12 protein-coding genes, 1 tRNA gene and 2 pseudogenes are annotated in these 14,734 nt (G+C 51.0%); 8 read left to right on the top strand and 7 right to left on the bottom strand.

Annotation, left to right across the window (positions count from 1 at the left end; genetic code table 11):
• The first annotated feature begins 10 nt into the window (after nucleotides 1-10).
• From WG891_RS18090 to WG891_RS18075, 4 genes are read left to right on the top strand one after another with little or no spacing between them, the layout of a single operon-like run.
• A complete protein-coding gene (locus tag WG891_RS18090; RefSeq protein WP_337263995.1) occupies nucleotides 11-802 on the top strand; it encodes a FimD/PapC N-terminal domain-containing protein in 792 nt (263 codons plus the stop codon).
• On the top strand, nucleotides 685-2,625 hold the full coding sequence (locus WG891_RS18085) for a fimbria/pilus outer membrane usher protein (protein WP_337264061.1): 1,941 nt from the start codon (nucleotides 685-687) through the stop codon (nucleotides 2,623-2,625). The genes WG891_RS18090 and WG891_RS18085 overlap by 118 nt, the downstream gene beginning before the upstream one ends.
• Entirely contained in the window at nucleotides 2,610-4,004 is a 1,395-nt protein-coding gene (locus WG891_RS18080) for a fimbrial protein (protein ID WP_337263994.1), read from the top strand. The genes WG891_RS18085 and WG891_RS18080 overlap by 16 nt, the downstream gene beginning before the upstream one ends.
• Entirely contained in the window at nucleotides 4,004-4,732 is a 729-nt protein-coding gene (locus tag WG891_RS18075; protein WP_337263993.1) for a fimbrial biogenesis chaperone, read from the top strand. Before WG891_RS18080 ends, WG891_RS18075 begins: the two co-directional genes overlap by 1 nt.
• A gap of 37 nt (nucleotides 4,733-4,769) precedes the next feature.
• Here the strand turns inward: WG891_RS18075 and WG891_RS18070 are convergent, their stop codons facing one another.
• Both WG891_RS18070 and WG891_RS18065 read right to left on the bottom strand, forming a co-directional pair.
• A complete protein-coding gene (locus WG891_RS18070; RefSeq protein WP_337263992.1) occupies nucleotides 4,770-5,957 on the bottom strand; it encodes a sugar transporter in 1,188 nt (395 codons plus the stop codon).
• A 227-nt stretch (nucleotides 5,958-6,184) separates the two neighbouring features.
• Nucleotides 6,185-6,598 carry a hypothetical protein gene (locus tag WG891_RS18065; RefSeq protein ID WP_337263991.1) on the bottom strand — a complete coding sequence of 138 codons (414 nt, stop codon included), beginning with the start codon at nucleotides 6,596-6,598 and terminating at the stop codon, nucleotides 6,185-6,187.
• Between the two features lie 356 nt (nucleotides 6,599-6,954).
• Between WG891_RS18065 and WG891_RS18060 the strand changes: the two genes are divergently transcribed.
• Nucleotides 6,955-7,030: transfer RNA gene (locus WG891_RS18060), tRNA-Asn, on the top strand.
• A 266-nt stretch (nucleotides 7,031-7,296) separates the two neighbouring features.
• Here WG891_RS18060 and WG891_RS18055 read toward each other — a convergent pair.
• Nucleotides 7,297-7,716 (bottom strand): annotated as a pseudogene (locus WG891_RS18055) (integrase core domain-containing protein); the annotation flags it as partial.
• Here WG891_RS18055 and WG891_RS18050 point away from each other — a divergent pair.
• Together WG891_RS18050 and WG891_RS27075 are read left to right on the top strand one after the other, a co-directional pair.
• Nucleotides 7,713-7,997 (top strand): annotated as a pseudogene (locus tag WG891_RS18050) (tyrosine-type recombinase/integrase); the annotation flags it as partial. The pseudogenes WG891_RS18055 and WG891_RS18050 overlap by 4 nt on opposite strands.
• 505 nt (nucleotides 7,998-8,502) lie before the next feature.
• On the top strand, nucleotides 8,503-9,489 hold the full coding sequence (locus WG891_RS27075) for a phage integrase central domain-containing protein (RefSeq protein WP_443006173.1): 987 nt from the start codon (nucleotides 8,503-8,505) through the stop codon (nucleotides 9,487-9,489).
• 12 nt (nucleotides 9,490-9,501) lie between these two features.
• Here WG891_RS27075 and WG891_RS18035 read toward each other — a convergent pair whose 3' ends face one another.
• The 4 genes from WG891_RS18035 to WG891_RS18020 form a co-directional block, all read right to left on the bottom strand.
• Nucleotides 9,502-10,377 (bottom strand): DMT family transporter, encoded by an 876-nt coding sequence (locus tag WG891_RS18035; protein ID WP_443006174.1) that lies wholly within the window; start codon nucleotides 10,375-10,377, stop codon nucleotides 9,502-9,504.
• Nucleotides 10,378-10,664: 287 nt separating this feature from the next.
• On the bottom strand, nucleotides 10,665-11,516 hold the full coding sequence (locus WG891_RS18030; RefSeq protein WP_337263990.1) for a hypothetical protein: 852 nt from the start codon (nucleotides 11,514-11,516) through the stop codon (nucleotides 10,665-10,667).
• Between the two features lie 10 nt (nucleotides 11,517-11,526).
• The gene (locus WG891_RS18025; protein WP_337263989.1) at nucleotides 11,527-12,492 is read right to left on the bottom strand and encodes a fatty acid desaturase family protein; all 966 of its coding nucleotides are present in this window, start codon (nucleotides 12,490-12,492) and stop codon (nucleotides 11,527-11,529) included.
• A gap of 11 nt (nucleotides 12,493-12,503) precedes the next feature.
• Complete coding sequence (locus WG891_RS18020) at nucleotides 12,504-13,616, bottom strand: amidinotransferase (protein ID WP_337263988.1); 1,113 nt, start codon at nucleotides 13,614-13,616, stop codon at nucleotides 12,504-12,506.
• Nucleotides 13,617-14,270: 654 nt separating this feature from the next.
• On the opposite strand from WG891_RS18020, the gene WG891_RS18015 reads away from it, so the two are divergent.
• A complete protein-coding gene (locus WG891_RS18015; protein WP_337263987.1) occupies nucleotides 14,271-14,627 on the top strand; it encodes a UPF0489 family protein in 357 nt (118 codons plus the stop codon).
• Nucleotides 14,628-14,734 lie beyond the last annotated feature (107 nt).

Below are 14,734 nucleotides of genomic sequence, written 5' to 3'. Positions count from 1 at the left end.
GACTAAAGGAATGCACGCAAAAATAACCATTTCCCCACGCTATTCCGATATTCGCCAAAGGAAGGCAGTGTTGGTCAATTCGCCGATAAACGGGGCTCGCCTCAAGCCATTGGCGCTCTTGTTGGGGTTACTGATCCCGCAAGCCTTCGCCGCCACGACCAACGGTCAATTTGAATTCGATGACAGCATGCTGGTCGGCAGCGCCAAAGAACAGAAAAGCATCGCCCGTTTTAATCAGGCGAATGCTATCGAACCCGGCACTTATCAAGTTGATATCTTTATCAACGGTGATTTCTTTAGCCGCAAATCACTGGTGTTCGCCGCCGGAGAGCAAGGGCATGTCTCCGCCTGTCTGTCACGCGAGATGTTGCTTGACGCCGGTATTTTACCCAGTGCGATAAAAACCAAGGCCGATGAGGCCGCCAATTGCCTGAGTCTGGAACAACAGGTTGATGGGGCTTCAAGCCGTTTTGATTTTGCCCGTCTACGCCTCGAACTCTCCGTTCCGCAGCTCTTGATGAAGCGTGAAGCGCGCGGCTCCGTGCCGCTCAGCGATCTCTCGGCCGGTGAAACCGTGGCATTTGCCAACTACGACACCAACTATTACCGAACCAGAGCGTCGGGTAACACCACAGACTCCACCTTTTTAGGCCTGAATTCAGGTCTCAACCTGGCCTGTGGCAACTGCGCCAACAGTCGAGCTTTACCCGGTATAACAGCGACCAAGGCACCAGCAGCAGCCAATGGAACTCGATACGTACCTATGTACAACGCCCACTGCCATCAGTCAGGGGGCAGTTAACGCTGGGTGAAAGTTTCACCTCAGGCAGCTTGTTCAGCAGCCTGGGCTTTCGCGGTATCTTGTTTGAAACTGACGATCGTATGTTGCCAGAGTCGCAGCGTGGTTATGCACCTACCATTCGTGGCGTGGCATCCACCACCGCCAAGGTCAGCGTGCGCCAGTCGGGCGTACAGATTTATCAGACCACCGTCGCCCCCGGTGCGTTCATCATTGATGATCTATATCCCACCAGTTTCCAGGGCGACCTGGTGGTGGAAGTGCAGGAAGCCGACGGCCGCGTTTCTTCCTTTACCGTACCGTTCTCTGCCGTTCCAGACTCGATGCGGCCTGGGCATTCGAACCTGGGCATCGCTGCCGGGCAGGTGCGCAACATTGGTAACAGCAATGCAGCCTTTGCCGATTTGACCTATCAGGCTGGCTTAACCAATGCCATCACCGCCAATTCGGGTATCCGCGTTTCTGACGGCTATCAGGCGTTACTCGGTGGGGCGGTATTCAGCAGTCGGCTTGGGGCGGTGGGCGTTAATGCGGTGTATTCACGGGCAGACATGTGGGGTGATACGCTTGACGGCTGGCGTCTGGGCACCACGTACAGCCGTACCTTTACCCCAACGGCAACCACGCTGGCGCTGGCAGGTTACCGTTATTCTACCCAGGGCTATCGCGATTTGAGCGACGTTTTGGGGTTACGCGATGCGTATGATAACAATAACGTCTGGTCATCCAGCACTTACCAGCAAAGCAACCAGTTTGTCGCTACCGTCAGCCAAAGCCTGGGGGAGTATGGCCAGCTCTATTTCTCCGGCTCAACCAGCAGCTACCGCGGTGGCCGTGGGCGAGATACTCAGTATCAGATGGCCTATTCGAACAGTTATAAAAATATCAGCTATAACCTGTCGCTCAGCCGCCAGCAGACGGGCAGCATACGCTCGGGTGTCCAGTCGGCGGGAGATACCACCAACGGCAGTTCACAGAATGTTGTCATGTTCTCGGTATCCATTCCGTTAGGTGCCGGTTCACGCTCGCCGCTCCTGTCGTCTGGTGTAAGCCACACCAATGGTAAGAACGGCAATACCAACTACCAGAGCGCATTAGCCGGGACTCTCGGGGAAGACCAAAGCTTAAGCTATACTGTTAATGGTGCTTTCGACTCCAGTGGTTCAGGGGCCAGCTTTGGTACCAACGTGACCAAACAGACGTCGCTGGCTACCTTCGGTGGCAGCTTCTCACAAGGCAGGAGTTATACCCAAGGTGGCGCCAGCGTACGTGGTGCCGCGGTGTTGCACAGTGGCGGCGTCACATTGGGCCCTTATCTGGGCGATACCTTTGCCCTGGTTGAAGCCGATGGCGTTAAAGGCGCGGAAGTCATTAACGGTATGGGAGCAAAAATCAATAATTCCGGTTATGCCATTGTCCCCTCACTGGTACCTTATCGTTACAACGATATCAGCCTCGATGCCAAGGGGATCGAAAACGCCAGTGCCGAACTCACCGAGAACCAGCAGCGCATAGCGCCTTATGCCGGTTCGGTAGTCAAAGTCCGCTTCAAAACGCTGGAAGGCTATGCTTTGCTGATCAAGCTGTTGGGCACACAAAGTGGCAATCTGCCGTTGGGCAGCAACGTGTATGACAGCAATAACACCGTTATCGGTCTAGTGGGCCAAGGCAACCAGATTTATGCCCGCGCTTCAGGCAAGCAAGGAACATTGCAGGTGAAGTGGGGTGAGTCTGCCAGCGAGCAATGCACGCTGAATTACGATTTACGCGGTCAGGACATGACGCAGTCATTGTATCGTCTGGAGTTACCATGCAACAGCCACTGATGCTCAACGCACAACGTGAGATAACAACCATGAGCAAAACTTTTTCTGCTGCATTGCTGGCGTTGGCGGGTGTCACGCTGGCAACGCCCAGTTGGGCGTCATGTTACAGAATCACTACGATCACCAATACACCCAGCTCAAACTATTATACTGAAGCAGGCAAAGGTACTGCAGCTGCCTGGAGTGGAGCAGGCGACACGACAGGTTCCGCAGGCACCTTACCAACAGTGGTCAACATCAACAACACCACCTTCCAGCCAAATGGCACCTTGATTGCCAGCGGTATCGTCAGCTTCCTCCAAGCTGGCTCCGCAACCTATACCCCTGACCAGATTCTGTTCCGCTGTACCGCTGATGAAGCAGGTAAGCTGTATGAATATTACGCGACCAACGGTGACTCAGCTTACGCGGGGAATTACGAGGTCGGGGCTGCCTATGGTTTACCAGAGTCTTACCGGACTTATATCAACGGCATGGCCCTGCGGGCAACCAATCTGGTCACGGGCGAATACTACTCCCGCTACTGGAAGGCCCGCCCGTTGACCAATCTGGATACAGATTCGCAAGGGTGGATATTAGTCAAGGCCAAGAATTTCAGCGATACCAAGGTAGAATTATTCAGACTGACCAACGCTAATGGCCCGCGGACAACTGCAGGGATTTACCCAGAGGCACAGCCTGCCACCTACATCGCTTTTAAAAGCAGTACCAACGCGCCGAATCTCACTGTTGGTGCAGATTCGGCCTATTACTTCAACGGCTGGGCCGATCAATGGCCAGGTGCGGTCAACCTGTATAACCGCATTTATATCCGTCGTTCAGCCACCTGCTCGGTTACTAACGTGACACCGATGGTGATCTTCCCGATTATCACGGTAGCAGAGCTGAAATCTGGAGTAACGCGTCAACGGCCAATTACCATCCAGTTTGCCTGCCAGACAGGAGCCCCAGCCAATACCGGCGTAACGGCCATTGCCAGTGGTGTCGCCGCTAACCAGACTGCGATGGGGATCCTGGTCAACCCCGCCAACGCGGCAGCGGCAGTATCAGCCGGGTTTGGCACCGCCGGTTCCGGCGTCAGCTATCTGCTGTCAGACGGCTATGGCACCGATCCTAATGTCGCCAGCGGCGTGGGCATTCAGATTTCGCGCACTAACGGCACGGTTATGAACTTGCTCAGTACGTTGAGCGGCACCGTATTGGGCGGCAATAACGCGGGTTGGTACCCGGTATTGGATGATGCCGTTTCAGGGGGAGTTGTGAACGGTGTGACAACCTATACTAAAACCCTTAATGCGACGCTAAAAGCCCTGCCTGGCAAAACGGTTACCGCGGGCAAAGTGAGCGCGACGGCGCAGGTGATTATTCAGGTGCAATGATGCGAAAATTAATCGGATTATGTCTTGGCGGGTTATTACTCAGCAGTTGGGCGCAGGCAGGCGTGATTGTAGAATCATCGCGCGTGGTGTTTTCCGCTGCCGATCGCGAACGCTCACTGATGTTGTCGAACGGTAATCCTTATCCGGTCATTGTGCAGGCCTGGATTGATGATGGGTCACCGGAAGGAACGCCAGAAACTGCGGGAGACGTCCCGGTACTGCCCCTCCCGGGGCTTTTCCGGTTGGAGCCGGGGGAAAAGAAGAACCTGCGCCTGCTGGCCACGCAGATAAAGCAGCCACAGGATCGTGAATCCTTGTATTGGCTGAATATTTACGAGATCCCCCCTACCGATGCCAAACTGCCGCCAGGGGTTTCAGCGGTGAAAGTCGCGGTGCGCCTGCAGTTGAAGACCTTCTATCGCCCGCAGCACCTGAAAATAGATGTCGATCAACTGACTGCACAGCAGCAATTCAGCCTGATCAGGCTACCCGGTGTATTGAAACTCAAAGTTGAAAATGCTTCACCTTACTACGCCACTTTCAGTGCAGCCAAACTCACGGGCGGGGGTAAATCCTCTCTGGCAGACATTGGTATGCTGGCCCCCTTCTCCAGTAAAACGCTGGAGATCGGTGGCGAAGCCAACTGGCAACCCGATAGCATCAGTTATATTTTGGTCAATGATGATGGTAATGGTGTCGAAGGCAAAAAGTCACTCAAGCGGCAATAAACCCGTGTAGCCCCAAGGCGGGGCTACGTCGCCTTTATCAAACCCGTTGCTGCTGCAAACGCTCGCTGCGGTAAAAACTCAGCACACACCAGCCTAATGCGATCAGTGCCAACGGCGCACCGACAAAACCAATATTCGGCATCCCAAGATGCAGGCTGACCTGATTCCCCAACAGCGCCCCCGCCCCGATACCAAAGTTATATAGGCCGGAATAAATTGACATGGCCACATCGGTCGCATCCGGTGCCAGATGCAATACTTTAGCCTGCATGGAAAGGCCAATCGCCATAATCGCCATGCCCCACACGATGCACAGCAGCGTCAACGACGTTTCACTGCCCGAAGCAGGCAACAATAACAGCAGGCTCACGGCCAGCAAGCCAATCGCGCCAATAAAGAAACCTGATGGGAAACGTTCGCTGTAGCGGCTAAACAGCAGGCTGCCGAGAATCCCCGCCGCCCCAAATAACAGCAGCATCAAAGTGGTAAAGTTTGCCGCCAGCGCTGCCACATTCTGAATAAAGGGTTCGATATAGCTGTAGGCGGTAAAGTGCGCCGTCACCACCACGATCGTCAGCATATACAGGCTGACCAACGCAGGGCGCTTGAACAGCAGCGGTACGCTGGAGAACGAGCCAGAATGCTCGCTTTTCAGTACCGGCAGTAAGCGCCACAACATTATCAGCGCCAAGGTGGCACAAATGGCGATACCGATAAAGGTCATACGCCAGCCAAGCAGTTGCCCAACCACTCGGCCTAACGGCAACCCGAGCACCATCGCCAACGCGGTGCCTCCCGCCAGCATACTCAATGCCTGAGCCTTTTTGCCTGCGGGAGCAACGCGGATCGCCAACGATGCGGTAATCGACCAGAACACCGAGTGCGCAAGCGCCACCCCCGCACGGGAAATAACCAACGTCGTGAAGTTCCATGCCACTGCCGTGAGCACATGGCTGGCAATAAACAGGGCAAATACGCCGATCAGCAATTTGCGCCGCTCAATCTTGCTGGTCAGCAACATACAGATCAGCGATGCAGTGGCAACGATCCAGGCATAAATGGTGATGATCAGGCCGACCTGCTCGGTTTGCATCTCAAAGCTTTGGGCAATATCGCTCAATAATCCGACCGGTATAAACTCGGTGGTATTAAAGATAAATGCCGAAACGGCGAGCACAACAACGCGCATCCAAGCGGTTGAACGGGAAGGTGTGGTTTCTTCCATTAAGATGATCCATTACAGGGCTGGTGATGGCGATATATTATCCAATCGACGAATAAAATGCGATGCAGATCACATTTTAATTTACTACCTCTTCAACCGTAGGTTTTAGCGGTAACTGCATAATGTGGCAGATAAAAAACAAAAACGCCCCCAAATGAGAGCGTTTTGCTGTAGCGCCACGTATTCACGGTTATATGAATACGCGCGGTTAACCCTAGAGCGAGGTTTTACGCACCAACAACGCGTTCAACCAGAGCCTTGGTCAGGTCGGTACGAATCTGGTTGCAGGTTTTTGAAATCCGGAATTGGTAAGCGGCATCCATGATTTGGTGGATATCGGTACTCACGTTGTCACGAACCCGCATATACAATTTAGCTTCCGACACGATATGGTTCAATTCGAGGCTGCGAGTCTGGTACATCGCCTGATTAACCTGCTGCAAGGCATTCAATTCTTTCATGCAGGATTGCATCACCGTCTCCGTGCTTTCAGAAATCACTGGCCGAGGTGCCGGTTGAGTCACCGTGGTGGTCGTGCGCGGCGTTACCACCGGGGTTGTTTTGGCTTTAGGACGATTGTTTATATTTTGACACCCTGCCAACAACACACACAGTGCGGCTACCGCGATTGCTTTTTTCATTACTGAGAAACTCCGGAAAACAAAGGAACGGTGTAGTTTACCGCTATAAAAATGACTTTGCGTAGCATAGAGTAATAAATACAACCTTGACAAGGCCCGCCAACACCCCAAGACCATGCCTACCACCAAACACTCTCTACGCTAGCATAGAATAATCTTAAGAAATAATCCATTCAAAATACAAAGAGCCGCACCATTGTATTGATAAATATCATCACGTTAAAAAAGGGTTAACCGATGAAAAGTGCTGAAAAACGAGCCAAGATGTTCAATCTGCCAGCAAACACACTTTTTTCTCACTTTAGTGCTTTGACAAACCCATAGTCCATCGCTATCATGCGCCCCGTTCACACGATTCCTCTGTAGTTCAGTCGGTAGAACGGCGGACTGTTAATCCGTATGTCACTGGTTCGAGTCCAGTCAGAGGAGCCATAAATTTAACACCATGGATAGCCACTATTGTCCATGGTGTCTCAAAGTAAAATCCCCTTCTTGCAGTTCAAATTACACTCTGTTCCATATTAGTATACTGGCATCCAGCATTTTTGGGGGCTTCACAAGGACTCGAATCGGCAAGGTTTATATCCTTGGTACCACGATCCAGATACGTGTTCCCGCGGGCAACATGTTCATTATGCACCAGCCTTCATTTTGTAGTCCCTCCAGTTTTTAGTACCACCGCCAATGAGGATCTCCGTTCAGTTTTTGCCTCGCATAGATAACTGGCGGCACATTCTATGCGGGCGTTCCTCGTTATATTCTGTTCGCCAGTTTTCTGTTAACTCTCGCACTTCTGAAAGCGTTCGAAACAGATACATATCAAGTATCTCTGTTCGCAAAGTTTTGTTAAATCGCTCAATAAATCCATTCTGCATCGGTTTGCCAGGCTGAATAAAATCAAGTATCACGCCGTGGCGTTCTGCCCATTCGCCTAAGGCTGTTGCCGTGAGTTCTGGTCCCTTATCACTTCGTATAAAAGCGGGATAACCTCTTTCTACACTGAGTCGTTCCAGTATGCGAACAACACGATGAGCCGGTACATTCAAGTCAGCTTCTATGGCCAGTACTTCCCGATTAAAATCATCGACGACGTTAAATAATCTAAACCGCCGCCCGCACTGAAATATGTGCGCATGGCATCCGAGCCATGGCCTGCAGTGCCCTCATCGAGTCAGGAAGGTGGTCGCGGGATGCCATTGAACTTCAGATGAGCCATCAGGAAAGAAACTCGGTCAGAGCGGCCTACAACCATCTGGCTGAGCATCTTGAGGTCAGATACCAGATGATGCAATGGTGGGCTGATTATCTCGATGAGAATCAGTCAGCATATGTTGCTCCCTACCATTTCTTTCAAAAGCTGCAGAGAAAGAAAAGTATCAAACACCTCCTTCCGTGTTAGGCATTAATGACAAATACCTATTTATGCCCAATTATGCGAAATGTTACATAATTGGGCATATCTGATGTTCAATGAGTATAGAGAAACAACGTCCCGGCTTTATCACTTTCCAGAAGATCCCATGATTGGTTGAATTCAATTCTTTTCTTGCTGATCTTCTTAAAAAAATTCAGTTCAACTAAAACCTTCCTGCAATTCAATGGAAGTCTGTAGCCTTTATTGAATAAGCACATGTTGTTGCTCAGATAAAAGTAGTACATGAATTAGTACATTAAAATTATATCCAAATAAATTTTCATTAAATTTCAATTATTTATTTAAAAATAAGGAAGAACGTCATGTTCGACCACTTATTCATCCAAACACATCCAAAGAAATCCAATTTTGTATTTAATACATTGAATAATATAAATTAATATAACAAAACTTAAGTTTTTGCTTCCATTAACTTCTAGTCACTCCCACCACAAGCCAGTAGCAATCTAGTACAATTTTTAGTACATCAATGATCGTTAGTCGAAAGGTGTACTACCATGTTAACCTCCCGAGAAATAATCAATTCAAAACCCCGAGCCAAACCTTATGGCCTAGCCGATGGAGGGGGCTATTCTTGTGGATAAACACCAACGGACACAAATACTGGCACTTCAGATTCAGCTTTAATCTAGGACAACATCGTATTTCATTGGGATCATACCCAAGTATGTCTCTTCAACTGGCTCGTGAGCGCGCTGCTGAAGCACGCGCACTCCTCGCTCGGGACATAGATCCCAGACAAAAAAGGAAACAGGACAAACTCAAAATCATTGAGAATCAAACCAACACATTTCGTGTAACTGCCGAGGAGTGGTATCAAAGCAAGATTAAAGCCGGGCGAACAGAAAAAACTCTCAGCAAGATAAGAACTTATCTGGATAGAGATATTCTGTCATTGCTTGGTGATAAAAGCCTAACAAGCATATCTCGTGCTGACTGTGCAGAGATTCAAGAACGCGTAGAAAACCGCGGCGCACTTAGCATATCCAGAATAGTTCGCCAGTATCTCAGCGAAATCTTTAGTTATGCCATTGCTAAAGGCCGTTGCGAAAACAATGTGGCTTCTGAGCTTAAGTCCATTGCACTTCCAATGCCTGACATTAAACCCTATCCACATCTACTTGAGCCTGAACTTCCCGATTTTCTCAAGATGCTAGACCGCACGACCAGCGGCCAGATCATACACACTACTACCCGACTGGCGATCCTGCGTGAGCTGTGGAGCGAGACACGGGATGAGCGCTTTTTCCGCCTGCTGTGCATTTTCCATCCCTGGCCTGAACAGGGCGAGATTGTCGCGCTGACCGGGCATCTGGCCGAAGGTGAACTGCATAGCCGTCTGACATTTATCGAACGCGCACTGGGCATTGAGAGAGCCCGTAATCTTTATGAACAGGAGTTGGGTCGGGCCGTATCGCAAGCAGAACTGGCACGCCACCTCTCAAGCGATGGTTAAAGCCTCCTGAATTCAGGCCAACTGACGTTGCTGTCCGAAGTGAAAAACCAGCATCAGACCGGTCAGAATAGCCACCATCCCCAACAGGCTGAGCATCGGCAAAACGTTACCCAGAAACAGATAATCCATAATAGCCGTCACGACAGGCACCAGGTAGAAGAGGCTGGTCACATTGACCAGATTTCCCGCCCGGATCAGCCGATACAGCAGCAGTTGCGCCCCGACAGAGATGACCAGTCCCAGCCACAGCAGAGGCAGGATAAACCCGACACGCCATTCCAGCTCGAAAGGCTTGAAAGGGACAAACAGCAGGCAGAGTATCAAGCTGACCAGGTACTGAAGCGGCAGCACATCCTGGGGCGACTGTTGCACACGTTTTTGCAGAAGGGCACCGGCGGTCATACTGATCAGTGCCAATAACGCAAAAACAATGCCCAGCATCGAGGCACTGGCAAAAGTCAGCCCCTGAAACACCACCAGTATCAAACCGCACAGCGCCAGTAATAAACCGAACAGGCGGCTCAGCGAGAAACGGCGTTCCACCAGGACCAGTGTCAGAATCGGCTGAGCGCCCAGCACGGTAGCGAGCACACCCGGTGTGATGCCATGCTCCAGAGCCAGGAAGTAGCAGATCGAGTACCCCCCAATAAACAGGATGCCTGCCAGCGCCACCTGCCAGCGCGTCCCTGGACGAGGCAGCAAACGGCCACTCAGGAGCGCAATGCCGACCAGTGCAGATAAGGCCAGTGCAAAGCGCAAGGTGAGAATGGCAAACGCTGAACTGTGGTCGAGCCCCCAGCGTGAAAAGATGGCACCACTGCCCCAGAGCAGAACGAAAAGTGTGGTTGAGCCGTAGGAAGCCCAGGCATTTTTTGTAAATATCATCATTTAACCTGTCTAAATCGTTGTCGTTGAACGACGTCCAGACAAACCATTCAGACCAGATGGCAGGATGGTGAATATCGGACGCAAGTAGCGGAACGGTTACTTTGACGGGCTATTGGGCGGCGGCGGTGACACGCTGAAAGCGCGCACAGCAGAACGGGCTGGCAATTGGTCAGCCCCCATTCTGCGGGTCTGGGCGTTCTGGTTCATGAGCGTATCACTGGATAATGTATTTGCATTGAATTTATGCCCTTGTCTTTTCAAAGTCAAACCAGGGAAAACGCATCGCATCAAGTCCACCAGACAATTTCTCCCAAGGGTAATCGCCCCGTGAAACACGTGACCAGCAAACGCCGCTGTGCGGAGGTTCCCTTCCCACCCAGCACCGCATGGATAAGATTTCCATTGAGCAAGACCAGATCCCCTGCCGCCACGTCGAGCACCAGACTGTCGTGGTCATGCAAGAGCCCTGCGGGGTAAGGAAAACCGCTGTGTGCAAGCCCCAATCGTTGCCGGGAACGGTTATCCGGCTCGATGTTCCACACCTTCAGTTGGCCCCCCGTCGGTGGCATCTCTGCATAAAAATTCGCAGCGATGACACGCTCGATTTGCTGAATTTCAAAACCACTCTGGCGAGGATCACTTAATTGCGCCAGATCATCGTGCGGCAGTAGCAGAAACTCTCCCGTATTATTCCAATAGACGGCTTTGGCATCCCCGGCTACTCGTCCCGCATGGGTAGCAGCCCGAGCATTGAGTGAAAGATGTGTAAATTCATCGCGCATCCGCCCCAGAGGATCTGTAGAGTCTTGGTACAGGGCTTCTACCGACTGCCTGTAGTGCTGTACCTGGTCAAGATACGCCTGTGTTGTTTTTTCTATATGCGAGGCCCCGACAAAGTAGCCTTCCACCCCGCTTTCCCCCTCCCCATACCGAGGCGTCCGGGCTGTCGAACCCCAGAAATTTTTCACTATCCGACTGCAATCTCGCTCAGACAGAAAACCTCGCACTCGATAAGCAGCCAATTGGCCTGCAAACATTTGATTGACCCAACTCACGTCCAATACCCCATTTGACTCCTGGACCCTGAATTGATCCCTGGGCAGCTTGACACCCGTAATGGTTAGATCATCTAACAACATAGAAACCTCCTTAGTCGCTCTGGAGTACATATCCAGTGTCTATCCTTGTGTGAAGCAACGGACGCTGTCGGTGCAGGAAGCCCACTATGGCGGGAACCGGGCTGACAATGCGTGGATGTTCAGTCAATTGCCGGGCGTATTGCAGATGTGTTTGGGGTAATTTTCGCCAGTGGACTGACGGAGCCAGGTGATGTTCCTGATGATAGCCGTCATTGAATGCCATAAAGTTGTAGAACCGGCCATAGTAGCTCACTGAATTGGCGAATCGATCGTCTGGATTCGCGCCATAGTGCTCGTAATAGTTTTGGACATTCACCAGCACAAAGGCCAGGTAAAGCGAGGGCAGGTAACACAGCAAGACCCAATCCCATGCCAGAAAAAGCAGCAGGATAAGGATCGCCCCCTGTGCCACACGATCCCAACGTAACTGGGCTCTCTCACGCGCGCTGGCCGCCTCTGAACGTGAGTAGTACAGCGCTGGCTCCACAGCCTCACTATGGCACTTCCAAAAACAGAGGGCTTTGCCACACGCGACCCAGCTACGCCACCACGTGCCCAGAGCACCGCGAACGGTGTAGCTCATCAGACTGATATGCTCGCCATTTTCCCCCTCCAGATAAGTGGAGGAGGTGTCTTGCGGTGGCTGAGTCTGTTTGCCTTGATCGTTATTGTAGCGATGGTGATTGCGCACATGAGTCAGGTGATAGGCCTGCACTGACTGCCCGATGTTGATGGAGTTAAGCACCGATACGGCCGCGTTTAACGCGGCAGATGAAAACCAGGGTGTATGGGTGAAGAAATGGGAGATGACAATGATATTGTATGTCGTCATCAGGACGAGCAACATCACATTCAAAATCCAGGCCCCCCAACTTGCTTCCCCCCACTGAACGGCCAGCCAGATTGTCACAACAAACTGGCTCAGACTCATCATCAGCATGAGCACATCCCATCTTGAATATTTCCAGATTTTCATGACCCGGCCTCCTATAACAGATAGGACTGGAGGGTGCCACGGCGGCGAACATCCACTGTGGCGCAATGGAAGGAGCCACCGAAGCTGTTGAAGTTCCTGAAATTACATGGGATGGGCTTGAAACCCCAGGACTTCATCCTGGCCATCATCGGTTCATCCTGCGCTTCAACAATGACACGCTGTTCGTCAAGCATCAGGATATTCATGTTTATCCACTTACTGGTCATATACAGTGGATGCGAGTCTGGAATGATCGGGGTGGGTGCCTTGAACATATCCCAGCCCTTAAAAATGGCAGGTTTCTCAAGCACCCGCTCTGGATTCACAAGCAGCTTGCCCGGAGCCAGAGGCACCAATGTCGCATCAATGTGCATAGGGTGCGAGTCGTTGAACTCCAGAACGTGGATGCGATAGTCCTTACCAAGATGACGTCTGAGCCATTCAATCCCAAACGAATTTGTCACATGGCTTTTTTGTGCAATGATGTCTCGCCCACAGCGGGTAAAATCGGCCGCATCAAATGTCGGCTCGAACTCAGTGACTACCAGGGGGGTTGTGCCAGGTAAGGCATTTTTTTCCCAATGGGGATCAAACTGTTCGTCAGTCAATTGCGGTTTGGGGCCAGCACTCCATCGTGCGCCCTTGTGAAAATATTCTTTCAGCAAGGATTTATAGGCCGACGTCTCGAAGTAGCGAGAACGCCAGGCCAGCGGGCACTCGATGATCTCCTCCCCGACCACGAGCAGGACATCCCGTGGCATGGCGCAATACAACCCTGTACTCGTCCAGCCTGGCGCACCAAAAACCTGAGATTGATCCTGCGGGGTCGGACGGCGAACGATAACTCCCTCACCTTGAAGAATATGCACGAATTCTTCCAGTTCCCTTCGGGCACTTTCAACCAGTTCAGCCGGGAAAGGACGCCCCGCCAGACGTTGAAAGTTCTGGTGCTGGCCTTCAGGCAGAACAGGTTCCAGTGCGGTATGCCAAGGCGGGAAACGTGCGCAATCGACGACACCGACAATGACTTCTTCCAAAGGGTCCCATTCGGTATAGGAGCAGACCGGGGAAGGTGGGATTGCCAAGCTTGACGGGTGAGTTTGAGCAGCCAGAAATGGATTCATGTTTCTTCCTTGAGTCGAATATGCATGCGTTATGCAATGATTGTCTACACCATTGACTGCGCTATCTGCTCTGATGAAGGAACAGACGCTTGGAATGTCAGAAAATTTACAGCGGGACGAACGCGGTCAATGACAAAGGTGAAACTGATTACAAAATTCAAGCCAGAACAAGGAATTATCTAAATAGCGTGAATATTGATAAACAATGACGTCTCAGGAATCGGATACTGTTGGCACCCCGTGATTGATGCCGAAAAAGTGTGTAGGAAAATGGCAGTGAATGACAAAATCCTGACACAAGCAATTCACCCTATTGCCCTCCCCCACTCGGCAATCAGAAAATCTGCTCATCGAGTCTGTCGTTTGGCAATTAGATATTCCTCAATTTTAGTATAGAAGCATCTACTCAATTTTGATACAAATTATTAACAATTAATTATCATTAATAAAATAATTTAATGACGACGACCTGATGGGGGCTATCCCTAATAGGTATTTTCACACACTCAAACAGCGCTCATCGTCTGTCCATAACATCCTTCAGTCATGCGCCCATTCACCTTGTCTTGGATTCTCATACGGGTGCGTGTCGTAAAACCGCTTCAACATGATGACACGGTGTCTCGTTAGGATATCGTTTCACACCCAAGTAATATGAAGCAGTCAGTTGAAGTCGCCATCGGTCAGGACCACCGCTTCGCCTTCTTTTACTGGCTCAAATGGGCAAAGACGAAAGATAGTCTGATCTTACCTGTAACATTGATTTCACTCGATTGGCATCAGGATCTCGCAGCCCCATGTGGCCTTGAATGCGATTGGCTGAAAGGGCTTAATACAGATAATTTCCGGGAAGTAGCATTTTTCTGCTGGGACAGACTACATAGCTTCAACGATGGTCATATTCTAGCTGCGGCTTATTTAAACATCATCGACGATATTCATGTAGTACAGAAACAGAATGAATCAAGCATCGAACACTTCGAAGATGCAGTGGGACGTGACCATGCGTAACCGAACGGCGAACTCGCGTTGTGTGATTAAAATAATGTAATAAGCTAGCAGACATTAACTGAAGCTGTTTTCGGCGTAGGGTAATAGCTCGCTGATCCGGCTGTTCG

It is taken from the genome of Serratia sp. MMO-28 (genome assembly GCF_037199905.1).
Taxonomy (GTDB): domain Bacteria; phylum Pseudomonadota; class Gammaproteobacteria; order Enterobacterales; family Enterobacteriaceae; genus Chania; species Chania oryzae.
This window is presented reverse-complemented; position numbering and strand designations above follow the sequence as displayed.